We start from the raw sequence: 25,104 nt of genomic DNA on the forward strand, positions 1-25,104 counted from the left end.
CAAAACAAAACCCCGCCTTCGCCGGCCGAAGCCAGTAAAGACGGGGTTTTCGTTGGTGCACCCCCCGGGACTCGAACCCGGAACCCATTGTTCCGGAGTCAATTAATTCCATCCCGCCTGTTTTGCCGCATTTTCCGTGATTTTGGCCCTTCATACCGCCTGCTCAAGTCGGTTCCTTAGGCCTCGAAGAGCAGTGCGGGTCAGTGGGGGACAGAATAAATAGCCCGTTAATGAACCGCTTTGTGGCATCGATGCTTTCATCGAGGGCGGAGCCCGCCGCGCGGGAAACCTGGCCCGTCAGGGGATGAGGATGTCGATGCCCAGCCCGTCAAGGTATCTGGCCAGCCAGTCGAAGCCCGCGCCGGCTGCGTAGATCTTTCCGTGCCCGGTCAGGCCCTCGACGTCGACAGGCAGGACCTTGTCCCCGAACAGGACGAAGGCGCGATCGGAATTCCGGCGGTTGCTCATCCATACCAGGCCATCGAATCCTGCCTCGTGGGCAGCTTCCGCCCAGCGCACAGTCCGGCGGTACTGCGAGGCCATCGTCCCGGTGACGTGCCTGGCTTCGGTGCCGAGCACCCGGGGCCCGTCACCCATCAGCGAAACCAGACGGAGATCGCGGGTAGGGGCCAGCCGGGCGCTGACGCGGTCTTTGATGTTGTCGTAGAGGATCTGTCCGGGGCCCGGCGGGACCTCGTGGAGGATCGATTCACAGACGGCGGCCTCTTCGGTATCCGCGGCATACAGCACCGGCACTATTGGATCCCCGAAGAACGCGAACCTGGTGGGGGAGCCGGCGCCCGGATTGAATTCCGTTACGGTCCTGGTGTTGCCGAACACGCGGTACAGGGCCGAGCCGACGGGCAGCACGAACTCCAACGGCTCGAACGGCTTCGGCGGGACAAGCCTCACCACTGGATGTTGAAGGACTGCCGGGCCGCTTCCACCACCTTTTCGGGGCGGGCGAGTTGGTCTACAGGACGGGCACCATCAAGGTACCCGGTGGGCACAGTCATCCAAAGGGCAAGGCTTGCCTCGGAGCGGCCGGCTTCATTGGCGGCCAGCAGAAGATCCGCCATGACGGGCCTGATCCGGTGTTCCAGCCTGTCGATCTGGAATCCGGGGTAGCGGTAAGCGCCGGAGCGCTTGATAGCAAGCAGCCTGCCCGCGGCGCGCTGGTCCGATGCGTAGCTTCGGTTCGGTGATTTGGATCCGACCGCCTGCGAGACCTCAGTCGACGTCAGAAGCCCAAACTCCGACTCCATGTCGCGCCAGACATTTTCGGTCGCCTGGACACTCCGGGCAAGCTGCGGCGACACCGGGCCTCCGACAGACTCCAGCGCTGACCCTAGAGCGATAATGCTGAGCTCCATGTTCACGGCGGAATCGATGAGCAGCTCTTCTAGTACCTCAGCATCTGCCGTCTCGGAAGACCGCCGGTTGTGGCCGGCGGCGTGCTCCTGCCCGAACAGTTGCGGCATAAGCGCCAGCCGCTCGAAAAGCCGCTCCCGGAGACCCTGGCGCCTGGAACTGCCGGTCGGGGCATCGGCGGGGGACTGAACGACCTCCACGACGTAGTCCCCGACGTTCACGCGAGCGCCGGTTTGCAGCGCGTGGACTGTGACGTCGGCGGCGATCCTGCCGTTGGTGACGAGGCCTTCGCTTGAGTTTGAGTAGGCGGCCACGTAGGGCTTCTTCGAATCGGCGTCCAGCACCGGTCCCCGCGGTTTTTTCGGTGTCACATTGCTCATCTCCTGACGGTTCTGACAATAATTCTACTCGTCAGAGCCGTCAGGAGATGAGTGTGCCGTGTTGCGGGCCGCGCTCGGGTCCGTCCCCGTTCATGGCAGCCGGTGACCGTGGGCAACCCGGGTGCCAGCACACGCCGCCGTTGATTCGATCACGACGATTGGCGCGCCGGTGGTGCCAGGTCTGGGTTCGACAGAACGCTGGTCAGCTTAAAGCATGGGCGCAAAAAAAACCCCGCCTCCACCGGCCGAAGCCAGTAGAGACGGGGTTTCTTTCTCTGTGGTGCACCCCCCGGGACTCGAACCCGGAACCCATTGATTAAGAGTCAATTGCTCTGCCAGTTGAGCTAGAGGTGCAGCTGTTGTTTCGTCCACTCGGGCTTTTTGTTTCCCTCGTTGTTCTCCGCAACGACATGAAACTCTACACGAGTTTCGACGCTGTGTGAAATCGGCTGCCGGCGGCCGTGCGGGCCTATCCGGGGAGGTCCAGAATCAGCACGAAATCAGGGTTTTGGTTGTTGCTCAGGAGCCAGAGGCGGCCGTCCGGGGCCAGCGAGACGTCCCGGATCCGGCCGAACGTTCCTGTGAAATAGCTCACGGGATCGCCCGCGAATTCCCCGTTCAGGGGCACGGTCCAGAGCCGCTGGCCGCGGAGGGCTCCCAGATAGGCCGTGCCGCCCACGATCTCGAGTCCGCTGGGGGAGGAGTCCGCCGTCGACGGCCACACCACCTTGGCGTCCAGGAACCCCGAACGGTGCGGGGCGCCGGTCACCTCCGGCCAGCCGTAGTTGCCGCCGGGCACGATCAGGTTCAGCTCATCGTTGACGTCGGGGCCGAACTCGCTCGCCCAGAGCCGTCCGGCGCCGTCCCAGGCCAAGCCCTGGACGTTGCGGTGGCCGAGGCTGTAGACCGGGTTGTCGCCGAACGGGTTGCCCGGCGCCGGCCGGCCCTCCCGCGTGATGCGGAGGATCTTGCCGCCCAGGGCCGCCTTGTCCTGCGGCTGTTCGCGGCGCTGCGAGTCGCCGGTGCCCACGTAGAGGTAGCCGTCCGGTCCGAACCGGATCCTTCCGCCGTTGTGCGTGGAGGCCTTCGGGATGCCGGTGAAGATCACTTCCGTGGCGCCCAGCTTCCACTGCCCGCCGCTTCCCTCGAGCCGGACGCGGGCGATCCTGTTGTCACCCGCGGCGGTGAAGTAGGCGTAGAGGTACCGGTCCGTCTCGAAGTCCGGTGACAGGGCCAGTCCCAGCAGCCCGCCTTCGCCGCCGGGTACGACGTCGGGCAGCTGGCCGATGATGCCGGCCTGCCCGCCGCCCGCCGCGCCGCCGCCGGCCCGGCCGCCGTCGACCCGCTTGAGCAGGGCGCTGTCGCGCTCGGAAATGACGGCGCTGCCGTCCGGCAGGAAGACCGTGGACCAGGGCAGTTGCAGGCCGGCGTCGATCCGGGCGGAGACCATGGGCGCCGCCGCGCCGCCCGCCGTGCTGCTGCCCATGCTGCCGGGTATGCTTCCGCTCATGCTTCCGGAGGGAGTGGGGCCGACGCCGCCCGGCGTGCAGGCCGTCAGCAGTACCGACGCGGCAGCCACCACCGCCACCCAGGACGCCAAAGGGCGGGGCGCAGGAGTTCCCCTGCGCCCCGCCCTCCTGGCCCTCATCCGTGCGCCCATCGTGCTGCGGTCTTTCGTGCTGCGGTCTGCGGCCGGTCAGCCGGTACCCGGGCCTACTGCCGTGTCCGGCGTGGCGGCCGGAAGCCCGCTGCCTCGGCGTGCGCCGTGGAAAGGAACCAGACCTCCGCGCGGGTTTCCTCGTACGAGGGGCTGGTCTCGTCGTGGTAGATCATCGAGGATGCGTTTCCCTTGACGGTGAACCCCTCCGGTCCGCTGCCATCGGCCGCCGGGGCCGCCGAGCCCTCGCCGTACGGCTGATCCAGGGCGAGATGGCCGGACGGTTCGGCGGCGTGGCCCGCGGGCGTTTCGGACGCGGCTACCGACGTCGCCGTGTGCACCATTTCGGCCTCCGCCGGCGGCAAGCCCGGGACCTCGGCCGCGACAGCCGGCGGGACGTCCGCACCGGGATGGGCGGATGCGGGTGCCGGAGCCATGGTTGCACCCTCGACGTCCGCCGTGTCGCTGCCTTCCGCCGCTGCCGATTCCGCCCCCGGGAGGGTCGGGGCATGGGGTTCCGTGTATTCCGGGTGATGCACGGGCAGGCCACCCGCGGCCGCCCCGGCCGCCCCCGCGGCCTGTGCCCCCCCGGCCGGCGCCGGCGGGGCAACGTGTGCCCCGTGGGCGGCCGCAGGTTCGGCGCGTACCGGTTCATGGTGTCCGGCAGCCTGTGGTTCCTGCGGCGGGGTCTCCGACCATTGGGTCTCCCACTCGGTGCCTTCGTCGGCGCGGGGCCCCGCTGCCGGCGCAGCACCGGCGCGGGGCCCCGCTGCGGGGGCAGCGCCGCCGCCCGCCTCCGGCGCGGCAGCCGCCTCCGCCTGGACCGGCACGGCAGGAGCGGTGGGGGCTTCGGCTGCGGGAGCCTCCGCCGTCTCCGCCGCGGACGGGGCGGACGGGCCGGTCCCGGACGGGGCGGACGGGCCCTGCATACTCGCGGAGGCCAGCGGCGCCGCGGCCTTGCCGGTGTCCGCGGCGGTCGAGGAGCCCGCACCGCCGCGGGAGTTGCGGTTGAGCAGCCACCAGATGACGGCGACGATAACCACGATGACGATGAGCCAGATGATCCAATCCATAGCAGAGCCTTTCAGTCCAGGAGGCAAGGTTGCCGTTGCCTGACGTTACGTCCCTGTCAAGCAGGCTGTCCACCGTTCCGGGGCCGCCCCCGTCGCCGGCGCAACGGTCCGGCGTGAGGCAGCTCACCAGCCGGGGTAAAAGCAGCCGCGGATTCCATTATGCGAGACGGACGTCCACCATATGAGCGAAATATTCCCGGTTTTCCACTTAAAGCGCCTGTCAGGGTCGTTGGCCCCCGCGGCGGAGCCCTAGACTTTGACCCATGAGTGAGGACACCCAAACAGCAACCGAGAACAAGCCTGACATCAAGCCCCGCAGCCGGGTGGTCACCGACGGGATCCATGCCGCGCCCTCGCGTGGCATGCTACGGGCCGTCGGCATGGGCGACGACGACTTCGCAAAGCCGCAGATCGGCGTCGCCAGTTCCTGGAATGAAATCACCCCCTGCAACCTGTCCCTGAACCGGCTGGCCCAGGGCGCCAAGGAAGGCGTCCACGCCGGCGGCGGGTTCCCGATGCAGTTCGGCACTATCTCCGTCTCCGACGGCATCTCCATGGGCCACGAAGGCATGCACTTCTCCCTCGTGTCCCGCGAGGTCATTGCCGACTCCGTGGAAACCGTCATGCAGGCAGAGCGCATCGACGGCTCGGTCTTGCTGGCCGGCTGTGACAAGTCCCTTCCGGGCATGCTCATGGCTGCCGCCCGCCTGGACCTGGCCAGCGTTTTCCTCTACGCCGGGTCCATCATGCCGGGCTGGGTCAAGCTTGAGGACGGCTCCGAAAAGGAAGTCACCCTCATTGACGCGTTCGAGGCCGTGGGTGCCTGCGCCGCCGGCAAGATGAGCCTCGGGGACCTGGAACGCATCGAAAAGGCCATCTGCCCGGGCGAAGGTGCCTGCGGCGGCATGTACACGGCCAACACCATGGCCTGCATCGGCGAGGCACTGGGCATGTCCCTGCCCGGCTCTGCAGCGCCGCCCTCCGCGGACCGCCGCCGCGATGCCTTTGCGCACAAGTCCGGCGAAGCCGTGGTCAACCTCCTGCGCCTGGGCATCACCGCGCGCGACATCATGACCAAGAAGGCGTTCGAAAACGCCATCGCCGTCACCATGGCTTTCGGCGGCTCCACCAACGCCGTCCTGCACCTGCTGGCCATCGCCCGCGAAGCCGAAGTGGAGCTTAACCTCGAGGACTTCAACCGCATCGGCGACAAGATCCCGCACCTCGGCGACCTCAAGCCCTTCGGCCGCTACGTCATGACGGATGTGGACAAGATCGGCGGCGTGCCGGTCATTATGCGCGCACTGCTCGACGCCGGCCTGCTGCACGGCGACTGCCTCACCGTCACCGGCAAGACCGTGGCCGAGAACCTCGCCGCGATCAACCCGCCGGACCTGGACGGCAAGATCCTGCGCGCCCTGGACAACCCGATCCACAAGACCGGCGGCATCACCATCCTGCACGGTTCGATGGCTCCGGAAGGTGCCGTCGTGAAGAGCGCCGGCTTCGACGCCGACGTCTTTGAGGGCACCGCGCGTGTGTTCGAACGCGAACAGGGCGCCCTGGATGCCCTGGACAAGGGCGGGATCAAGGCGGGCGACGTCGTCGTCATCCGCTACGAGGGCCCCAAGGGTGGCCCCGGCATGCGCGAAATGCTCGCCATCACCGGCGCCATCAAGGGCGCCGGACTCGGCAAGGACGTCCTGCTCCTGACCGATGGACGCTTCTCCGGCGGAACCACCGGCCTGTGCATCGGCCACGTGGCACCGGAAGCGGCCGACGGCGGCCCCATCGCCTTCGTCAAGGACGGCGACAAGATCCGCGTGGACATCGCCGCGCGCAGCTTCGACCTCCTCGTGGACGACGCCGAGCTGGAATCCCGCAAGGTGGGCTGGGAGCCCCTCCCGGCAAAGTTCACCAAGGGGGTCCTGGCCAAGTACGCCAAGCTCGTCCACAGCGCCTCCACCGGCGCGTACTGCGGCTGAAACGCCCAAGTCGGGAATTCCTGCCCAACTGACTCGCATTAGATGTCGTTATGCGCCGCCAAAACGACAACAACTGCGAGTCAGTTGGGGGAGGGGTCCGATACCCGGACAGCACAGGTCCGCATGGTGAGACATGGGGTAGGCTCGTTGACACGTGTCGGCCCAGAGGGAAAACTGAACGCATGATCTCATCCGTTACCGTCGGCGTCGTCGTTACCAAGCGCGTGGCCCAATAGCCGCAACTGGTTAACGGACCGTCACGCGCAAACCCCTCGAAGAGCCGCACAGGCTGAGGGGTTTTTTTATTTCCCGCACCACCAGCAGCACCAGCACCACCCCCGCAGTTCCACGATCACAGAAGATCCCAAAGGAAGAGTCCGATGAGCAAAGGATCGCCGATCAGCCCCTCGCTGATGGCCACGAAGTCCGCTGGAGCCCACAAGGCTTCGGAACGCGTCGAACGCCCGGCTGACGCCGCCGTCGACACTGCTGCCGTCTCTCCTGTCCTTGGGCCGAACAACGTCGTACCCCCGACGGTGATGACCGGCTCACAAGCAATCGTCCGCGCGCTCGAAGAACTCGGCGTCGAGGACATTTTTGGTTTGCCCGGTGGCGCAATCCTGCCCACCTATGACCCCTTGATGGCTTCACGAATGAACCACATTCTGGTCCGTCACGAACAGGGAGCCGGCCACGCCGCGCAAGGCTACGCCATGGTCACCGGACGGGTTGGCGTCTGCATCGCCACCTCGGGCCCGGGTGCCACCAACCTCGTCACCGCCATCATGGATGCCCACATGGACTCCGTGCCGATGGTGGCCATCACCGGCCAGGTCGCCAGTGCGGTGATCGGCACCGACGCGTTCCAGGAAGCGGATATCGTCGGGATCACCATGCCGATCACGAAGCACTCCTTCCTGGTCACGGACCCCAATGACATCCCGCACGTCATGGCGGAGGCCTTCCATCTGGCCTCCACCGGCCGTCCCGGCCCCGTGCTCGTGGACATCGCCAAGGACGCCCAGCAGGGTCAGATGACCTTCTCCTGGCCGCCCAAGATCGACCTCCCCGGCTACCACCCGGTGCTCCGCGGCCACAGCAAGCAGGTCCGCGAGGCCGCCCGGCTCATCGCGGCCGCCACCAAGCCCGTGCTCTACGTCGGCGGCGGCGTCGTCAAGGCCCACGCCTCGGCGGAACTGCGCGAGCTGGCCGAGCTCTCCGGCGCCCCCGTGGTGACCACCCTGATGGCCCGCGGCGTCTTCCCGGACTCGCACCCGCAGCATGTGGGCATGCCGGGCATGCACGGCACCGTGTCCGCCGTGACCGCGCTGCAGCAGTCCGACCTGCTGATCACCCTCGGTGCACGGTTCGATGACCGGGTGACCGGCGTCCTGAAGACCTTCGCCCCGAACGCCAAGATCATCCACGCGGACATCGATCCGGCGGAAATCTCCAAGAACCGCACCGCCGACGTCCCGATCGTGGGCTCGGTCAAGGAGATCATCCCCGAGCTGAGCGAGGCCCTGCGCCTGGCGTTCGAGGCCTCCGGCACCCCGGACCTGACCACCTGGTGGGCCTTCCTGAACAACCTCAAGGAGACCTACCCGCTGGGCTGGACCGAACCCGAGGACGGCCTGTCCGCCCCGCAGCGCGTGATCGAACGCATCGGGGCCCTCACCGGTCCCGAGGGCATCTACGTGGCGGGCGTCGGCCAGCACCAGATGTGGGCCGCGCAGTTCATCAAGTACGAGCGTCCGCACGCCTGGCTGAACTCCGGCGGGGCCGGCACCATGGGCTACGCCGTGCCGGCCGCCATGGGCGCCAAGGTCGGCGAGCCGGACCGGGTGGTCTGGGCGATCGACGGCGACGGCTGCTTCCAGATGACCAACCAGGAGCTGGCCACCTGCGCGATCAACAAGATCCCGATCAAGGTCGCCATCATCAACAACTCGTCCCTGGGCATGGTGCGCCAGTGGCAGACCCTGTTCTACGAGGGCCGCTACTCCAACACCGACCTGAACACCGGCCACGACACCGTCCGGATCCCGGACTTCGTCAAGCTGGCGGACGCCTACGGCTGCGCCTCCTTCCGCTGCGAACGCGACGAGGACATCGACGCCACCATCCAGAAGGCCCTGGAGATCAACGACCGCCCCGTCGTCATCGATTTCGTCGTGAGCCCCAACTCCATGGTGTGGCCGATGGTCCCCGCCGGAGTCAGCAACGACCAGATCCAGGTAGCCCGCAACATGACCCCGGAATGGGAAGAGGAGGACTGAACATGACCCGCCACACACTGTCCGTTCTGGTCGAAGACAAGCCCGGTGTGCTGACCCGCGTCGCCAGCCTCTTCGCCCGCCGCGCCTTCAACATCAATTCCCTGGCCGTCGGCCCGACGGAAGTTCCGGGCATGTCCCGGATGACCGTCGTCGTCGACGCCGACGGCGAGCTGATCGAACAGGTCACCAAGCAGCTGAACAAGCTGGTCAACGTGATCAAGATCGTCGAGCTCACCCCAGAATCTTCCGTACAGCGCGACCACATCCTGGTCAAGGTACGGGCGGACGCCGCAACACGGCTGCAGGTCACCCAGGCTGCAGACCTGTTCCGCGCTTCAGTAGTCGACGTCTCCACCGAGTCGGTGGTCATTGAGGCGACGGGACACCCCGAGAAGCTCACGGCACTGCTTTCCGTGCTTGAGCCTTTCGGCATCCGCGAAATCGTGCAGTCCGGCACCTTGGCCGTGGCGCGGGGATCCCGCTCCATGAGTGACAGGGCCTTACGCAGCGCGTAAAACGCAGCGTAAGGCACCGCGTAAGCCACAGCGTATGCCACCGCACCACCGAGTTCCCCGATAAGCACCACAACACGAATCCACTCAAAAGGAGACACCCCAGTGACTGAAATGTTTTACGACGACGACGCCGACCTGTCGATCATCCAGGGCCGCACTGTCGCCGTCATCGGTTACGGCTCCCAGGGCCACGCCCACGCCCTCAGCCTCCGCGATTCCGGGGTTGACGTCCGCGTCGGCCTGAAGGAAGGCTCCAAGTCCCGCGCCAAGGCCGAGGCCGAGGGCCTGCGCGTCCTCAACGTCGCCGAGGCCGTCGCCGAAGCGGACCTCATCATGGTCCTCACCCCGGACCAGGTCCAGCGCCACGTCTACGCCGAGGACATCGCCCCGAACCTGCAGCCCGGCGACGCCCTGTTCTTCGGACACGGCTTCAACATCCGCTACGGCTACATCCAGCCCCCGGCCGACGTCGACGTCGCCCTCGTCGCCCCCAAGGGCCCGGGCCACATCGTGCGCCGCGAGTTCGAAGCAGGCCGCGGCGTGCCGGACCTGATCGCCGTCGAGCAGAACCCGTCCGGCAAGGCCAAGGAACTGGCCCTGTCCTACGCCAAGGCCATCGGCGGCACCCGCGCGGGCGTCATCGAGACCACCTTCACCGAAGAGACCGAAACCGACCTCTTCGGCGAGCAGGCCGTCCTCTGCGGCGGAGCTTCCCAGCTGATCCAGTACGGCTTCGAGACCCTCACCGAGGCCGGCTACAAGCCGGAGGTCGCCTACTTCGAGGTGCTGCACGAGCTCAAGCTCATCGTGGACCTCATGGTCGAAGGCGGCATCGCCAAGCAGCGCTGGAGCGTCTCGGACACCGCGGAATACGGCGACTACGTCTCCGGCCCGCGGGTCATCACCCCCCAGGTGAAGGAAAACATGAAGGCTGTCCTCAAGGACATCCAGGACGGCACCTTCGCCAAGCGCTTCATCGACGACCAGGACGCCGGAGCCCCGGAGTTCAAGGCCCTGCGCAAGAAGGGTGAGGACCACCCGATCGAGGCCACCGGCCGCGAGCTGCGCAAGCTGTTCTCCTGGATCAAGAACGAGGACGACTACACCGAAGGCTCGGTAGCCCGCTAAGGCTGCCGTCCAGGCGCCATTCACAAGGCAACGGTAAGGCCGGGTCCACGCTTAATAATGTGGGCCCGGCCTTTCCGTCAGCCTAGACTTGATTCATCCCCCCGGACTGCAACGCAGAGGATCAGCCGTGTCAAAACCCGTAGTACTGCTCGCCGAAGAACTTTCGCCCGCCACAGTCGAGGCCCTCGGCCCGGACTTTGAAATCCGCCAGATCGACGGCGCCGACCGCTCCCAGCTGCTCTCTGCGATCGTGGACGTCGACGCCATCCTGGTGCGCTCCGCCACCCAGGTGGATGCCGAAGCCATTGCCGCCGCGAAGAACCTGAAGGTCATCGCCCGCGCCGGCGTCGGCCTGGACAACGTGGACATCAAGGCCGCCACGCAGGCAGGTGTCATGGTGGTCAACGCGCCCACCTCGAACATCGTCTCCGCCGCCGAACTCACCGTCGGCCACATCCTGAGCCTCGCCCGGCACATCCCGCAGGCCAGCGCCGCCCTCAAGGACGGCGAGTGGAAGCGGTCCAAGTACACCGGCATCGAACTGTTCGAGAAGAAGATCGGCATCATCGGCCTGGGCCGGATCGGGGCCCTCGTCGCGGCCCGCCTGCAGGGCTTCGATACCAAGATCCTCGCCTACGACCCCTACATCACCTCCGCCCGCGCCGCCCAGCTCGGCGTGCAGCCGGTGAGCCTGGACGAGCTCCTGGCGCAGTCGGACTTCATCACCATCCACATGCCCAAGACCCCCGAGACCGTCGGCATGCTCGGCGCCGAGGCCTTCGCCAAGATGAAGAAGACGGCCTACGTCGTCAACGTTGCCCGCGGCGGTCTCGTGGATGAGGAGGCCCTTTACGCCGCCCTCCAGGACGGCGAGATCGCCGGTGCCGCCGTCGACGTCTTCGTCAAGGAGCCCAGCACCGACCTGCCGTTCTTCAAGCTCGACAACGTCGTGGTCACCCCGCACCTGGGCGCCTCCACCGACGAAGCGCAGGAGAAGGCCGGCGTCTCGGTCGCGAAGTCCGTGCGCCTGGCGCTGGCCGGTGAACTGGTGCCCGACGCCGTGAACGTCGCCGGCGGCGTCATCGCCGAGGACGTCCGCCCGGGCATCCCGCTGATCGAGAAGCTCGGCCGCATCTTCACGGCCATGACCCACGCCTCGCTGACGCAGGTCGACGTCGAGATTGCCGGCGAAATCGCCGCGCTCGACGTCAAGGTGCTGGAACTGGCTGCCCTCAAGGGCATCTTCGCCGACGTCGTGACCGAGACGGTGTCCTACGTCAACGCCCCGGTCATCGCCGAGCAGCGCGGGATCAATGTCCGCCTCATCACCACGCCCGAGACGGAGTCCTACCGGAACCTCCTGACCCTGCGCGGCGCGCTGAGCGACGGCAGCCAGATCTCGGTGTCCGGAACCCTGACCGGGCCCAAGCAGGTGCAGAAGCTCGTGGGCCTCAACGGCTTCGAGGTGGAGATCCCGATCAGCGAGCACCTCGTGGTGGTTGCCTACGCGGACCGCCCCGGCGTGGTCGGCACGATCGGGCACATCCTCGGCATGAACAACATCAACATCGGCGGCATGCAGGTTGCGCGGCAGGCTGAGGGCGGCCAGGTGCTGGCCCTCCTGACCGTCGACAGTTCCGTGCCGCAGCAGGTCCTTGAAGCGATCAAGGCCGGCATCGGGGCCGAGATGGTCCGCGAGGTTGATCTGGAGGACTAAACGCCTCCGCGCGGACGCGCGGCGCTGCACTGCCGGAAGCGGCTGCCGCCGCCGCGCGTCCGCGGATGAGCGGCCGGTCTGCGTACAATGGCTAGGTCCGAATTTTCGGAACCTGGCCGGCAGACCGGCCTTTACTTTTGCACGCCCGGCAGGGGACGCCTTCATTTCCGCTCGGGATGAACTGCGGCGTGCGCACGCAATCCAGCTTTCAGGAGCCCAATGAACGCCGTCCAGAGGTTCATCAGAAGCAGAGTGCTTCTGCTGACCGCGTCCATCTTGATCGCGGCCATGTGCCTGTCGGTCCTGGTCCAGGGCCAGTCGCAGGCGGCACTTAACCGGACCGTTGACCAGAATTCCCGGGGACTCTACGACATCCTCGTCCAGGTCAAGGCCAGCGACAACGCGGGGCTCATGCAGCCGGACATCGCCAACGGCCAGGGCGGCATCGGCTTCGACCAGCTGGACTCCATCCGGAAGCTGTCCGGCACGTCGGTGGCGGCGCCGATCAGCCTCGTCTCCCGCGTCACCCAGAACCTGGAATCCCCGCGCCTGGACGCCACGGACTACCTCGGTTACAACGCCGGCCTCGCAGGCACCTCGGGGGACCCCACCGCCACCGACCCGAGCAAATGGCCGGCCGCCGAGTCGGTCCTGAGCGATGCGCCCAAAAAGTACCGGCTCACCGCCAGCGCCGTCAGCTCCGATGGCGTCTCGGACCAGACCCTGTTCAAGACCACGGCCGAAGGCTCCCTCGGCAAGGCCAAGCTCATCCAGGAGCAGGTCGCCGGCGGGAAGAACGTCCGCATTGCCGGCCCGGCCGGGGAGACCGGCATCAAGTTCCCGGCTCCGGCCGGCGGTTCCGAACACACCCTCTTCAACCTCTCCGTCTCGCTGCCGATGGCCCCGCAGGTGACCGAGTCCGTCGTCGCCGTCGACCCCGTCTCCGAACGCGCCCTGCTCGGCTCCGCGGGCGACTTCCTGGCCCCGCTGGAGAAGGCCCCCGCGGCGGACGCCCGCAATGCCGGGGCGGTCGGCCGGCACTTCGAGAGCCTCTTCACCAGCGGCATCGGCATGGAGCAGCTGAAGGAGGGCCCCGACTTCCTCGGCGTCAAGCTCAAGTACTGGGCCCCGCTGATGAGCCAGTACCAGCAGGCCAAGCGCAGCGGCCAGCTCACCGCCGACTCCCAGGCGATCCCGCTGATTGTCCGCTCCGGCACCTCGCTGGACCTGAAGTACTCGGTCAAGATCGAGGAAATCGACGGCTCCGGCAACGTCACCAAGGACGTCGGCACCGTGTCCCGTTCGCTGGACAAGGACTACCTGCCGTTCGTCTCCAAATCCCCGTTCGCACTGGCCTGGCCCGGCTCCAAGGACCTGACCCAGCTGCTGGGGGACACCGGCAGCTTCAGCCAGGGACTGTACAACCCCGCCACGTGGAGCACAGACTTCGCCGCCGCCCCCAAGTACGCCGACGGGTCCACCGCCGCGAACGGCGCCGTCGGCAAGTCGGCCACGCCCGGGGAGTGGGTGACCGTGAACCGGCTGCCGGAGAAGGCCGCCAACGGCGCTCCCGTCGACCAGACCCAGCGCAACCCCGTGGACGAGCGTTCCTACCGGGACAACCTTGACACCGGGAAGAAGCTGGCCACACCGCTGGCCATGGTCTACGGCACCTTCGACCCGGCCAAGGTCCGGGAAGCTGCCGGCGACGTGAACCGGCTGCCCCTGGGCGGCTACGACCCCACCCCCTTCACCCTGGCCAAGGACGCCGCCGGCAAGGACGTCGCACACACGGCCCTCAAGCCCTCACTCAGCGCCACGGGCCTGGCCAGCCAGTCCGCGGGCGCCATCACCGACTTCTACGGCCTCGCCGCAGCCCGCGGCTTCGACCAGAACGCCTCGGTGATCGACGCCATCCGCGTCCGGGCCAAGGTCCCGGGCAGCTGGAAGCAGGCGCAGCCCGAGGTCGAGCAGCTCGCCAACGAGATCCGGGACATGGGGCTGCAGGCGACCGTTGTTGCCGGCTCCGCCCGTGAGGACGCGAGCATCTTCGTCCCGGGGTACTCCAAGGACGACGCCGGCAAGGAGTCCGCGCTGGGCACCGTCCAGCAGTCGTGGGTCCGGCAGGACGCCGCGGACGCCGTCTCCGCCTCGCTCACCGGCACCAACCTGACCCTGCTGTTCCTGACCCTGTGCGGCGCGGCCCTGCTGACCGGCGCCTCGACCGTCAGCTACGTCCGCAAGCGGCGCAGCGAGGCAGGAACGCTGCGTGCCATGGGCTGGTCCCAGCGCCGGATCCGCTCCTGGGTGCTGGCCGAATTCGGCGTCGGCGCGGCCTTCCTGGCCGTGGCCGGAACCGTCCTCAGCCTGGTCAGCTGGAACCCGGCCACCGCCATCGTCTCGGCCTCCGTCCTGGCGCTGTACGTCGGCGCCGCGTTCTTCGCCGCGCAGCAGCTGCGCCACCGCGAGGAAGTGGACCAGGAGCCGCAGCACGATGAACGCCTGATCCCGGTCGATTCCGCGCTCACCTTCGCCAACCGGCAGCTGAGCACCAACAAGTTCAACACCGGCGCCCTGGCTGTCGCCGTCGGCGTGTTCGGCGCCGCGGCGGGCGGGCTGGCCGCGCTGCTGATCGACATCCCCCGGGCGGCCGGGGCCAGTGCGCTGTCCGGGCTTGCCGCGGCCAGCATCGTGCTGCCAAGCATCATCCTGGCCCTGGCCGGGGTGGCCGTAGGGCTCGTGCTGACCATGGTCACCGGCCGCTTCGAGCTGCAGGCCAAGCGCCAGTACCTCGGCACGCTGCAGGCGATGGGCTGGAATCCGGACATGCTGGGCCAGGTCCGCTTCTTCGAAAACGCCATGGTGGGGACCATCGCGCTGCCGCTGGGTGTCCTGGGCGCCCTCGGCATCGGCCTGCTCCTCGCCCCCTACGCCGCACTCTGGGCCGGTCTCGCCGGGCTCGTGGCCGTACTCTGCTGGATTCCCATTGCAACGAAAGTAGTCAAATGACTAACGAGCTGAACCCTGACCGGGCGGCCCACGACCGGATGACCGCCAGCACCCGGAAGAGTGCACACAAGACCCGTGCCAACACGATCGTGAAGGCCGCGGACCACGCCACGCCGCTCGAGCTGAGCAACATCACCATCCATTACGGCGGCGGCAAGGGCGGTGCCGAGACCGTCGACGTCGTGGACGACTTCAACCTGACGCTGCACGCCGGCGAGATGCACTGCATCGCCGGCCGCAGCGGCTCCGGCAAGACCAGCATCCTGACCGTCAGCGCGGGCCTGACCCTGCCGACGTCGGGCCGGGTCTTCTGGGAGGGCGATTCGCTCGAAACCATGGGCGACGACGAGATCGCCGACCGCCGCCGGGCGTTGATCGGCTACGTCGACCAGGGCGGGGCCCTGATCGACGGCATGAGCGCGCTGGAAAACGTCCTGCTGCCGGCAGTGCCGGACGGCGAGGTGGACCAGCGCCGCGCCATGGCCAAGGACCTCCTGGACCTCGTGGGCCTCGGCCGGCGGATGCGCCACCGTCCCGCCCAGCTCTCCGGCGGTGAACGCCAGCGCGTGGCGATCGCCCGGGCACTGATCCTCGGCACCCGCGTGCTGATCGTGGACGAGCCCACCGCCAGCCTGGACCGGGCCTCGGCCAACCGCATCATCAGCATCCTCAAGGACACGACGTCGGACGGAATCGCCGTCCTGGTCGCTTCACATGACCACGAACTCGTCCGGCAGACCGATACCCTGACCGAACTGATCTAGGTTTAACCAGTGACTTCAACTGACAAGACCCCGTTCTACATCACCACGGCCATCACGTACCCCAACGGGGTGCCGCACATCGGCCACGCCTACGAGTACATCGCCACCGATGCGATGGCACGCTTCAAGCGCCTGGACGGGCACGACGTCTTCTTCCTGACCGGAACGGACGAGCACGGCATGAAGATCGCCCAGGCCGCCGAGAAGGAAGGCGTCACGCCCAAGGAGCTGGTGGACCGGAACGCCGGGATCTACAAGGCGGCGCACGCGGCCCTGGGGATCTCCTACGACCGTTTCATCCGCACCACCGACGCCGACCACTATGCGGCATCGCAGGCCATCTGGAAGAAGATGGAGGCCAACGGGGACATCTACCTGTCCAAGTACGAAGGCTGGTACTCGGTCCGCGACGAGGCGTATTACGGCGAGGACGAGACCGTGGTCAAGGACGACGGCGTGCGCTACTCGCGCGAATCGGACACCGAGGTCACGTGGACGGCCGAGGAGAGCTACTTTTTCCGGCTCTCCGCCTACCAGGACAAGCTGCTGGCGCTGTACGAGGCGCACCCGGAATTCGGTGCACCCCAGTCGCGGTTCAACGAGGTCATCAGCTTCGTCAGGCGCGGCCTGGAGGACCTGTCCATCAGCCGGACCACGTTCGACTGGGGCGTTCCGGTGCCGGGCAACGACAACCACGTCATGTATGTGTGGGTCGACGCGCTCACCAACTATCTCACCGGCGTCGGCTACCCGGACGTTGAGTCGGATTCCTTCAAGAAGTTCTGGCCGGCAGATGTCCATGTGATCGGCAAGGACATCTCCCGGTTCCATGCCATCTACTGGCCCGCGTTCCTCATGAGCGCCGGGCTGGAACTGCCCAGGCGGGTCATGATCCACGGCTTCCTGCAGAACAACGGCGTCAAGATGTCCAAGTCCCTGGGCAACGTGGTGGCACCCGCGGACTTCGTGGCCCAGTACGGACTGGACCAGGTGCGGTTCTTCTTCCTCCGCGAGGTCCCGTTCGGCGCGGACGGCAACTACAACCACGAGGCAATCGTGGGCCGGATGAACTCCGACCTGGCCAACAACTTCGGCAACCTGGCCCAGCGGTCGCTGTCCATGGTGGCGAAGAACTGCGAAGGCCGCGTTCCCGTCCCCGGCGCGTTCTCCGCCGAAGACACCGCGCTGCTGGGCCAGGCCAGGGAGCTGCTGGAAATCTCGCGCGCCGCCTTTGAGAAGCAGGAATTCAGCCGCGCCCTGGAGGCAATCTGGGCTGTCCTGGGCGACACCAACGCCTACTTCGCCGAGCAGGCCCCCTGGGTGCTGCGCAAGACCGACGTCGAACGCATGAACACGGTCCTGTACGTCACCCTGGAGGTGCTGCGGATCGTGTCGATTCTGGCACAGCCGGTGATGCCGACGGCGGCCGCTGCCATCCTGGACACGCTGGGACAGCCCGAGGGCGGGACCCGCCAGTTCGCGGCTCTTGAAACGCCCATCGCCGCCGGCACGGCCCTGCCCGCCCCGGCCCCGGTCTTCCCGAAGTACGAGGAGCCCGCCGAGGCCTAGGCTCCGCCACCGCCGCCACCGACGCTCCCTCACGTCTTGAAGAACGCTGAGGGAGCGTCCGGGCCGGGATGTTCGGATGGTGAGACAACTTGACCAGAATGTGGATCCCTTGGCTACCCTGAAAAGATGAGCGCATCCACGATTGACCTGGCAGTTATCCCCGGCGACGGCATCGGCCCGGAGGTCATAGCCGAAGCCCTGAAGGTCCTCGAAAAGGCCGCCGCCGCCGAGGGGATCGTGCTGGCGCAGGCGCACTACAAGCTCGGCGCGGAGCACTGGCTCGAGACCGGCGAGACGCTGCCCGAGGAGACCCTCGCGGACCTTCGCACCCGGGACGCGATCCTCTTCGGAGCGGTCGGCGCGGCCCCCGGCGACACCCGGATACCCTCCGGCATCATCGAACGCGAGATGCTGCTGAAGCTGCGTTTCAGCCTGGACCACTTCGTCAACCTGCGCCCCTCCCGGCTCTACTCCGGCGTCGGCAGCCCGCTCGCCAACCCGGGCGAGATCGATTTCATCGTCGTCCGCGAAGGCACCGAAGGGCCCTACGTGGGCAACGGCGGGACCCTGCGCGCCGGCACGCCGCACGAGGTCGCCACCGAGGTGTCCCTGAACACCGCCTATGGCGTGGAACGGGTGGTCCGGGACGCCTTCCGCCGCGCCAACGACCGCCCGCGCAAGAAGCTGACCCTCGTGCACAAGCACAACGTCCTGGTCTTCGCGGGCCACCTCTGGAAGCGCACCGTTGAGGCCGTGGCCCAGGAATTCCCGGACGTCACCCACGACTACCTCCACGTCGACGCTGCCACGATCTTCCTGGTCACAGACCCGGCCCGCTTCGACGTGATTGTCACGGACAACCTCTTCGGCGACATCATCACCGACCTCGCGGCCGCGGTCACCGGCGGCATCGGCCTCGCCGCATCCGGCAACATCAACATGGAACGCACCGCGCCGTCCATGTTCGAACCGGTCCACGGGTCGGCCCCGGACATCGCCGGCCAGCAGAAGGCCGATCCCACTGCCGCCATCCTGTCCGCGGCGCTCCTGCTGGACCACCTCGGCCATGCCCGCGCGGCCAGGAAGATCGAGGCGGCCGTCGTCGCCGACATCGAAAACCGCGACGGCGGCTTCCGCAGCACGAGCGCCATCGGTGACGCAATCGCGGCCGCCGTGTAGGCAGCGTCTGCGGGGTCCCGCAACCGGCGTAAGCTTGTTTCGAATCACCAAAATGCTGCTGTGGCCCGACGATGAACCACGTATTACACCCGGCAGCCGACCGTGGAGGAACCATGACCCAGACTGCCCATGGCGTCGAATTCACCCAGCAGCTTTCGGCAAACCCGAAGTCCGCTGAAGAACGTACTGCCATCCTGGCGAACCCGGGATTCGGCAACTACTTCACCGACCACACCGCGATCGTCGACTACAGTGTCGGCGCCGACGGCAAGGGCAGCTGGCACGACGCACGCATCGAGGCCTACGGTCCCATCTCCCTGGACCCCTCCGCCGCGGTGCTGCACTACGGCCAGGAGATCTTCGAGGGGCTCAAGGCCTACCGCCACGCGGACGGCTCCATCTGGACATTCCGCCCCGAGGCCAACGCCGCCCGGATGAACCAGTCCGCCCGCCGCCTGGCCCTTCCGGAAATCCCGGAAGACTACTTCCTGGGAGCCATCCGCCACTTGGTCTCCGTGGACAAGGAATGGGTGCCCTCCGGCGACGGCGAAGCCCTCTACCTGCGCCCGTTCATGATCGCCACCGAGGCCTTCCTCGGCGTCCGCGCGGCCCGCGAGGTGTCCTTCCGCGTCATCGCCTCGCCGGCCGGCAACTACTTCGGCGGCGAGCTGAAGCCGGTGTCGATCTGGATCTCGCGCGAGTACGCCCGGGCCGGCCGCGGTGGCACCGGAGCCGCCAAGTGCGGCGGGAACTATGCCGCCTCGCTCATCGCCCAGCAGGAGGCCGAGGCCCACGGCTGCAAGCAGGTCCTCTTCCTGGACCACTTCAACGACAACGCCGTCGAGGAACTCGGCGGCATGAACGTCTTCTTCGTCATGAAGGACGGCTCGCTCGCCACTCCGGCGCTGACCGGGACCATTCTTGAGGGCGTCACCCGGTCCTCGGTGATGCAGGTGGCCAGGGACATGGGCCGGCCCGTCGCCGAGCGCAAGATCACCCTGGACGAATGGCGCGACGGCGTGGCCTCCGGCGACATCGCCGAGGTCTTCGCCTGCGGCACGGCCGCCGTCATCACCCCGATCGGCGTCCTGAAGGACAATACGGAGTTCATCGGCTCCGAGGACGCCACGGCGGGGGAGACCACCATGGCCATCCGCGCGACGCTCCTCGGCATCCAGACCGGCACCGTGGAGGACACCCACGGCTGGCTTACCCGCCTCGCCTAGGCGGTATTCCAAGGGTTTTAAGCGTCCGACGGCGGCTCCCGCCACACGGTGTCCCACCGGAAGGCGGCGGCCGTCGTCGTCGTTTAGGGCCCCGGTGAACGCACCGTAACCCAACTGTGCCCTATCCGGGCGGCGGCCGCGGGTGCAGAATGGGCAGATGACTGGGCTCATCCAGGTACTCAGCGTGTCCTTCGGGGTCCTGCTGATTTTCGTCGGCGTCGCCGAGTCCTTTTTCATCCGGGACCGGCGACGCCACCGGTTCTTCCTCGCCGATCCCCAGGACACCGACACCGTCCGGCTGCGGACCTTCAACCTCGGGTTCTACAACGTCATCTGGGGGAGCGGAACCATCGTCGGAGCCCTCCTGCTCGGCGGCACCGAGGCCGCCGCGGGACGGACGCTTCTGCTCTTCACCTGCGTGGCCCACGTGATCCTGGGGGCCATCCTGTTCCTCTCGGAGCGCCGGCTGTGGGCGAGCGCGATCGCCGAGGCGCTCCCGCCGCTGGTCATCACCGTCCAGCTGCTGGCGTAATCTGGCCGACGCGGATCAAGTGCCGGGTCGGCAGTGGTGTCTTATGCTAATTGAAGCCAGTGCGGGACCGGCATTGCGAGCTGAACATGGGGGAATGTAATGTCGACCGACTCTAAGGCCTTTAGCCGCCGGAGCTTCCTTTACGCTGGTGCTTTCGGTGCGGCGGCCAGCCTCGCGCCAATTAGCGCCGCACACGGCGCAACTGAAACATATCCATTTACGCCGAACAGCCCGCTTGTAGATGCATTTGTGGCCCGACGCGGTGGCCCAATCGGAACCGGCGGCAAAGTGGCCGTCGCCTTCCGTTGTGACCACCACCTCAACAAATTTGAATCTCGACTCCTTCCTCTGCACCGGAAGTACGGCATTCCGGTCACCATCGCTGCCCTGTCTCAGATGTTCACGGTTGAGACCGGGGCCAACGGCAGCACTAACCTGTCGTTCCCCCGCCTCCAGGCGCTGGCTCTTGAAAACGGGCTTGAAATCGCCAACCACGGTGCCACCCACACTGACGCTGCAACACCACAGCGTCTTCGGGAAGAAATCGTGTATTCACGCAATGCACTGTCAACAGCCTTGCCGAAGCTGCCCGTTGAGCTGTTTATTCCGGCAGGAGTTGGCGGAACGCAATACCTCGGCTTCGAGGGCGGCAAGAGCCAGTCTTCGTTCCAGAAGTACCTCGCGGGGCGACTGATTACCCAACAACACGCAATGTCGACGGGTTATGTTCCGGGCTACTGGCCGATGACGGGAAACCCGCTGGACAGCATGGGAAACATCCACGTAGGCATTGAGAACGCCGACTATGCCCGCCGCGGGCCGGAATTCATCGCTGCCGCCCGGAAGCAGGGACGCGGCGTGTGTTTCATGTACCACCCCAGTCTCGTGGACGATACCGACCTGCAGGCTATCGAGGGCTTCTTCGCCTGGTGCGCCCGCGAACGCGATGCGGGTCGACTGGAAATACTCACGACCACCGGGCTCATGATGTCAAGCTTCACCACGTCGTCTCGCCACGACCTTCTGTCCGTCAGTGCAAGTTTCAAAGCCGGGTGGAACGGGTGGAACGGGGCAGCTGCTAACTGGGCTCGGCTCACAGACTCAGGAGTCACCTACGCACGACGCGGCTCGATCTCCACGGCCCTGTACAAAGACGTTCCAACCGGTGTGTACGCTGGCTCGGCCAGACAGCTTCGCATCTCGATGCGCTCGACCACCGGGCTGCGGGTCAAAATCGAGGTTTTTGACCCAGCCTCCCCGGGATCATTCAATGCTGCAAAGACCATCACCCTGTCTCCGGCGGCGGGCTTCCAACAGGTGCATCAATACATCATTTTGCCGCTCACCGGAACTCCGCGAGTCCGGGTTCGCATAACGCCAGTCTCCGGCGGGGAACTCCACGTGCAGGAACCCCGTTTGCTCGCTGCCTAGCAGCCGGGACAGGAGCCCCGTGCCAGCCGGCCCGCCGGGTGCAAAGATGGAACCGTGACCACGGACAACCCTAGAATCCTCCGCAGCAGCGAACTGACGCGCTTCCGGCTGGCGCCCAATCCGGGACCGATGAGCCTGGCCGGCACCAACTCCTACCTGATCGCGGCTCCCGGCGCGGCAGCGACCGTCGTGGTGGATCCGGGGCCCCTCGACGAGGAGCACCTGCAGGAGCTGGCGCAGGCCGGGGCCGTTGAGCTCATCCTCATCACGCACCGGCACGCAGACCACACCGCCGCCGCCGCCCGTTTCGCCGAAATCACCGGCGCCCCCGTGCGCGCCGCGGACCCGGCCCACTGCCACGCGGGCAGCCCGCTGCGGGACGGCGAGGTCCTGCAGGGGGCCGGGGTGGAAATCAGGGTGCTGGCGACTCCGGGCCATACCTCCGATTCCGTCTCCTTCCACCTGCCCGACGACGGCCCGACCGGATCGGTGCTGACCGGGGACACCATCCTGGGGCAGGGGACCACGGTCCTGGATTACCCCGACGGCACCCTCGGCGACTATCTGGACTCCCTGGACCGGCTGGAACGCCTCGGGCCGGCCACCGTCCTGCCCGCGCACGGTCCCGTGCTGCCGGCACTGGACACCGTGGCCCGCGCCTACCGTGACCACCGGCAGGAACGCCTCGCGCAGATCCGCGCCGCCCTGGAACTCCTCGGCCGGGACGCCGCGCCCGAAGCGGTGGCCGACGTCGTCTACGCCGACGTCGGCCCGGCGGTGCGCCGGGCGGCGGAACTCTCCGTGGCCGCCCAGCTCGACTATCTGCGGTCCCGCAGCAGGTAGGCTTGGGGCCATGCGCATCGCCCGGTTTGTAGTCGATTCTGATCCCCTCTACGGCATTGTTGACGGTGACCCCGGCAGCGAGGAAGTCACCGTCATCAAGGGCGACCCCTTCTTCCACGGCGTGGAACGGACTGCCGAGACGCACAAGCTGGAGGATGTCCGCCTCCTGGCACCGATCATTCCCCGCAGCAAGGTCATCGGCGTCGGCCGCAACTTCGTGGAGCACGCCGAGGAACTCGGCAACGAGGTCCCGAAGCAGCCGCTGCTCTTCCTGAAGCCGAACACCTCCGTGATCGGCCCCAACGATCCGATCATCCTGCCGGAGTTCTCCGAGGAAGTGTCCTTCGAGGCCGAACTGTGCGTGGTCATCGGCCGGATCTGCAAGGACGTGCCCGAAGAGCGGGTCGACGACGTCGTCTTCGGCTACACCTGCGGCAACGACCTCACGGCCCGCGACGTCCAGAAGACGGACCTGCAGTGGGCCCGCGCCAAGGGCTTTGACACCTCGGCGCCGCTGGGGCCGTGGATCGAGACCGAACTCGACACCGAGGACCTGCGGATCCAGGGCCGGCTCAACGGCGAACTGCGCCAGGACGGCAGCACCAACCAGATGATCCGCGGCGTCCGCGAGCTCGTGTCCCTCGTCTCGCAGGCTTTCACCCTGCTGCCCGGCGACGTCATCATGACCGGCACCCCGGCCGGCGTCGGCCTGGTCCAGGCGGGGGACCGCTACGAGGTGGAGATCGAGGGCATCGGCCGCCTCTCCAACCCGGTGGTGCGCCGCTAGCGTTCCTTGGGGGTCAGAACTTTGATGTTTGTCTTGAGTTTTAGGCAGCCTTTTGGATTCGGGCATCGTCGATGTAGTTGTTGACGTGGCGGTCGATGGTTGCCAGGGCTTGGCGTAGTGGTGTTGGCGCGGGGACGTTGTCGGCTGCCAGGAGGGGTCGCAGGAGCCGGTTGTGGACCTTGGTGTAGAACAGGGCGACTCGTTGGCCGTCGGCGGTCAGGGTGTAGGTGTTGCTGTGAGGCCGGCGTTCGATGAGTCCATTGCGGCGAAGGCGTGCGAGGTCGTAGCTCATTTGGTTGCTGCTGTAGCCGGTGCCCAGCAGATGGTTCACCCGGGCACGCAGGCTCCGATGGGTGAATCCGAGGGCGGTAAGGCTGACACATAAGGCGCCGAGCAGGGCCATGACCCGGGGGTCGCCGAACCGCAAGGCCGGAGCCCTCTTCCCGTCCGCGGTAAGCGTGGGGAGCGCGACCCGCTCAAAGGCTGGGCTCGCAAGGACACAGCCCTGCCCGACACGTTCAGTATCGAGCAGCCTGCGGTTGATGTCACGGGCTTTGGTCTGCAGCTCGGGCAGATGTTCCAGACGGCGGTGGCAACGCAGGTCATCGGGCGAGTTCACGACGGTTTCGATACGCAGTGCACGGCCGTCTTTGAGTACTGCTTCACGCGGGAGTGCTTGTAGAACGCGTTGACGGTGACGTCGGTATCCCGGGTGACAATCTTGGTCTTGCAGAGTCCGGGGACGGGCGGGCGTCCGGGACGGCTGTGGGGCGCATGACCGGTGAAGATGAGTTCGACGCTGTCGGGCCGGCCGATATCGAGGTTGTCCGCGACGAGTGCCTCAAAGAAGCCCCGGGCCCGGCGGGGAGCGTCAAAGACCAGGGTCCTCGAGATCTCGACCTGGCGCATGGACAGCTCCCACCAGTACCCGGCGTCCGCGTCGTGATCGGTCAGCGGCAACGGGAGCACGGCGAGCCAGCGTTGGAAGAAAACCTCGATGGTGCCCGGGCCGAGCCGGTCACAGATCTCCTGCAGCGCCTGCGGATCCTCGCAGGCTGCGAATCCGTTGGAGAGTTCAGTGAAGGCGATCCCGGCCTTCACGGCCTGGCGCTTGGCCCACTCGTGGCCATTGATCCAGACCTTGGCCGGATACGGAAGTACGCGCAGACCTTGACGAACGCCGGGCCGAAGTCGGTATCCCAGAGATAGAAATAGAAGCACGTCACCCGCCGGTCTGCCTTATGGAAGCCAAAACACGGGATTCCATTGGTGCCCTGGCGCTGGGTGGAGGCGAAGACATTCTGGTATTCCTGGGCAACTCCGATCGCTGCGACCCCGGACCGGCCGGTCTTCGCTTGGGCGGCCAGGTACCGGCGCATGACGTCGATCTTCCGGTCCTCCTTGCCGAAGCGGATCAGAGGGACGTGGTTGATCTCGGAGAAGGAATTCACCGATCGGCGAAAGCTCGTACCGATCTTTTCCAGGATTGCCGGGGAAGGGATCCGATAGCCCAGATGCCTGGTCATGAACGAAACGACCTGACCGCTGACCTGCAGGGTCGGGACGTAGCCGTTGAGATAGATCCGGTCCAGGCACTGAATATCCAGGGCCACGTGGCCTTCGAGGAGATCATTGACATTAGCCACCACAATCACCGCG

General features: G+C 66.8%; 21 protein-coding genes and 2 tRNA genes. 14 read left to right on the top strand and 9 right to left on the bottom strand.

Annotated features, from left to right (window positions below; translation table 11 throughout):
- Positions 1–53 precede the first annotated feature (53 nt).
- The 6 genes from ACQCSZ_RS05360 to ACQCSZ_RS05385 form a co-directional block, all read right to left on the bottom strand.
- Positions 54–126: transfer RNA gene (locus tag ACQCSZ_RS05360), tRNA-Arg, on the bottom strand.
- Between the two features lie 171 nt (positions 127–297).
- Positions 298–912: an RES family NAD+ phosphorylase gene (locus ACQCSZ_RS05365; protein WP_427007042.1), complete on the bottom strand. Its 615-nt coding sequence runs from the start codon at positions 910–912 to the stop codon at positions 298–300.
- On the bottom strand, positions 909–1,751 hold the full coding sequence (locus ACQCSZ_RS05370; protein ID WP_427007043.1) for a hypothetical protein: 843 nt from the start codon (positions 1,749–1,751) through the stop codon (positions 909–911). The genes ACQCSZ_RS05365 and ACQCSZ_RS05370 overlap by 4 nt, the downstream gene beginning before the upstream one ends.
- A gap of 278 nt (positions 1,752–2,029) precedes the next feature.
- Positions 2,030–2,105: transfer RNA gene (locus ACQCSZ_RS05375), tRNA-Lys, on the bottom strand.
- Positions 2,106–2,220: 115 nt separating this feature from the next.
- Positions 2,221–3,399 (bottom strand): PQQ-dependent sugar dehydrogenase, encoded by a 1,179-nt coding sequence (locus ACQCSZ_RS05380; protein ID WP_427007044.1) that lies wholly within the window; start codon positions 3,397–3,399, stop codon positions 2,221–2,223.
- A 65-nt stretch (positions 3,400–3,464) separates the two neighbouring features.
- The gene (locus ACQCSZ_RS05385) at positions 3,465–4,481 is read right to left on the bottom strand and encodes a hypothetical protein (protein ID WP_427007045.1); all 1,017 of its coding nucleotides are present in this window, start codon (positions 4,479–4,481) and stop codon (positions 3,465–3,467) included.
- 263 nt (positions 4,482–4,744) lie between these two features.
- Between ACQCSZ_RS05385 and ilvD the strand changes: the two genes are divergently transcribed.
- The 14 genes from ilvD (at position 4,745) to ACQCSZ_RS05455 (ending at position 23,445) form a co-directional block, all read left to right on the top strand.
- On the top strand, positions 4,745–6,466 hold the full coding sequence (gene ilvD, locus ACQCSZ_RS05390) for a dihydroxy-acid dehydratase (protein ID WP_427007046.1): 1,722 nt from the start codon (positions 4,745–4,747) through the stop codon (positions 6,464–6,466).
- 380 nt (positions 6,467–6,846) lie between these two features.
- Positions 6,847–8,745, top strand: a complete 1,899-nt coding sequence (locus tag ACQCSZ_RS05395) for an acetolactate synthase large subunit (RefSeq protein WP_427007047.1) — start codon at positions 6,847–6,849, stop codon at positions 8,743–8,745.
- 2 nt (positions 8,746–8,747) lie between these two features.
- Positions 8,748–9,260, top strand: a complete 513-nt coding sequence (ilvN, locus tag ACQCSZ_RS05400; RefSeq protein ID WP_427007048.1) for an acetolactate synthase small subunit — start codon at positions 8,748–8,750, stop codon at positions 9,258–9,260.
- 102 nt (positions 9,261–9,362) lie between these two features.
- Positions 9,363–10,388: a ketol-acid reductoisomerase gene (gene ilvC / locus ACQCSZ_RS05405; RefSeq protein ID WP_211878188.1), complete on the top strand. Its 1,026-nt coding sequence runs from the start codon at positions 9,363–9,365 to the stop codon at positions 10,386–10,388.
- A gap of 127 nt (positions 10,389–10,515) precedes the next feature.
- Positions 10,516–12,105 (top strand): phosphoglycerate dehydrogenase, encoded by a 1,590-nt coding sequence (gene serA, locus ACQCSZ_RS05410; protein WP_427007049.1) that lies wholly within the window; start codon positions 10,516–10,518, stop codon positions 12,103–12,105.
- Between the two features lie 219 nt (positions 12,106–12,324).
- A complete protein-coding gene (locus ACQCSZ_RS05415) occupies positions 12,325–15,114 on the top strand; it encodes an ABC transporter permease (protein ID WP_427007050.1) in 2,790 nt (929 codons plus the stop codon).
- Complete coding sequence (locus tag ACQCSZ_RS05420) at positions 15,111–15,878, top strand: ABC transporter ATP-binding protein (protein WP_211878183.1); 768 nt, start codon at positions 15,111–15,113, stop codon at positions 15,876–15,878. Before ACQCSZ_RS05415 ends, ACQCSZ_RS05420 begins: the two co-directional genes overlap by 4 nt.
- Positions 15,879–15,887: 9 nt before the next feature.
- On the top strand, positions 15,888–17,447 hold the full coding sequence (gene metG / locus ACQCSZ_RS05425; protein ID WP_427007051.1) for a methionine--tRNA ligase: 1,560 nt from the start codon (positions 15,888–15,890) through the stop codon (positions 17,445–17,447).
- Between the two features lie 126 nt (positions 17,448–17,573).
- On the top strand, positions 17,574–18,626 hold the full coding sequence (locus tag ACQCSZ_RS05430) for a 3-isopropylmalate dehydrogenase (RefSeq protein WP_427007052.1): 1,053 nt from the start codon (positions 17,574–17,576) through the stop codon (positions 18,624–18,626).
- 113 nt (positions 18,627–18,739) lie between these two features.
- Positions 18,740–19,852, top strand: a complete 1,113-nt coding sequence (locus ACQCSZ_RS05435) for a branched-chain amino acid aminotransferase (protein ID WP_427007053.1) — start codon at positions 18,740–18,742, stop codon at positions 19,850–19,852.
- Between the two features lie 157 nt (positions 19,853–20,009).
- Positions 20,010–20,384: a DUF1304 family protein gene (locus ACQCSZ_RS05440; RefSeq protein ID WP_427007054.1), complete on the top strand. Its 375-nt coding sequence runs from the start codon at positions 20,010–20,012 to the stop codon at positions 20,382–20,384.
- Positions 20,385–20,483: 99 nt separating this feature from the next.
- Complete coding sequence (locus ACQCSZ_RS05445; protein WP_427007055.1) at positions 20,484–21,815, top strand: polysaccharide deacetylase family protein; 1,332 nt, start codon at positions 20,484–20,486, stop codon at positions 21,813–21,815.
- Positions 21,816–21,869: 54 nt separating this feature from the next.
- Positions 21,870–22,658: an MBL fold metallo-hydrolase gene (locus ACQCSZ_RS05450; RefSeq protein WP_427007056.1), complete on the top strand. Its 789-nt coding sequence runs from the start codon at positions 21,870–21,872 to the stop codon at positions 22,656–22,658.
- Positions 22,659–22,668: 10 nt separating this feature from the next.
- Positions 22,669–23,445 (top strand): fumarylacetoacetate hydrolase family protein, encoded by a 777-nt coding sequence (locus tag ACQCSZ_RS05455; protein ID WP_427007057.1) that lies wholly within the window; start codon positions 22,669–22,671, stop codon positions 23,443–23,445.
- 40 nt (positions 23,446–23,485) lie between these two features.
- On the opposite strand, the gene ACQCSZ_RS05460 is transcribed toward ACQCSZ_RS05455, so the two are convergent.
- From ACQCSZ_RS05460 to ACQCSZ_RS05470, 3 genes are read right to left on the bottom strand one after another with little or no spacing between them, the layout of a single operon-like run.
- Positions 23,486–24,064: a hypothetical protein gene (locus tag ACQCSZ_RS05460; RefSeq protein ID WP_427007058.1), complete on the bottom strand. Its 579-nt coding sequence runs from the start codon at positions 24,062–24,064 to the stop codon at positions 23,486–23,488.
- Entirely contained in the window at positions 24,061–24,546 is a 486-nt protein-coding gene (locus ACQCSZ_RS05465) for a hypothetical protein (RefSeq protein WP_427007059.1), read from the bottom strand. The genes ACQCSZ_RS05460 and ACQCSZ_RS05465 overlap by 4 nt, the downstream gene beginning before the upstream one ends.
- On the bottom strand, positions 24,543–25,091 hold the full coding sequence (locus ACQCSZ_RS05470) for a hypothetical protein (protein ID WP_427007060.1): 549 nt from the start codon (positions 25,089–25,091) through the stop codon (positions 24,543–24,545). The genes ACQCSZ_RS05465 and ACQCSZ_RS05470 overlap by 4 nt, the downstream gene beginning before the upstream one ends.
- Positions 25,092–25,104: the final 13 nt, after the last annotated feature.

It is taken from the genome of Pseudarthrobacter sp. H2, assembly GCF_050157045.1.
Classification (GTDB): domain Bacteria; phylum Actinomycetota; class Actinomycetes; order Actinomycetales; family Micrococcaceae; genus Arthrobacter.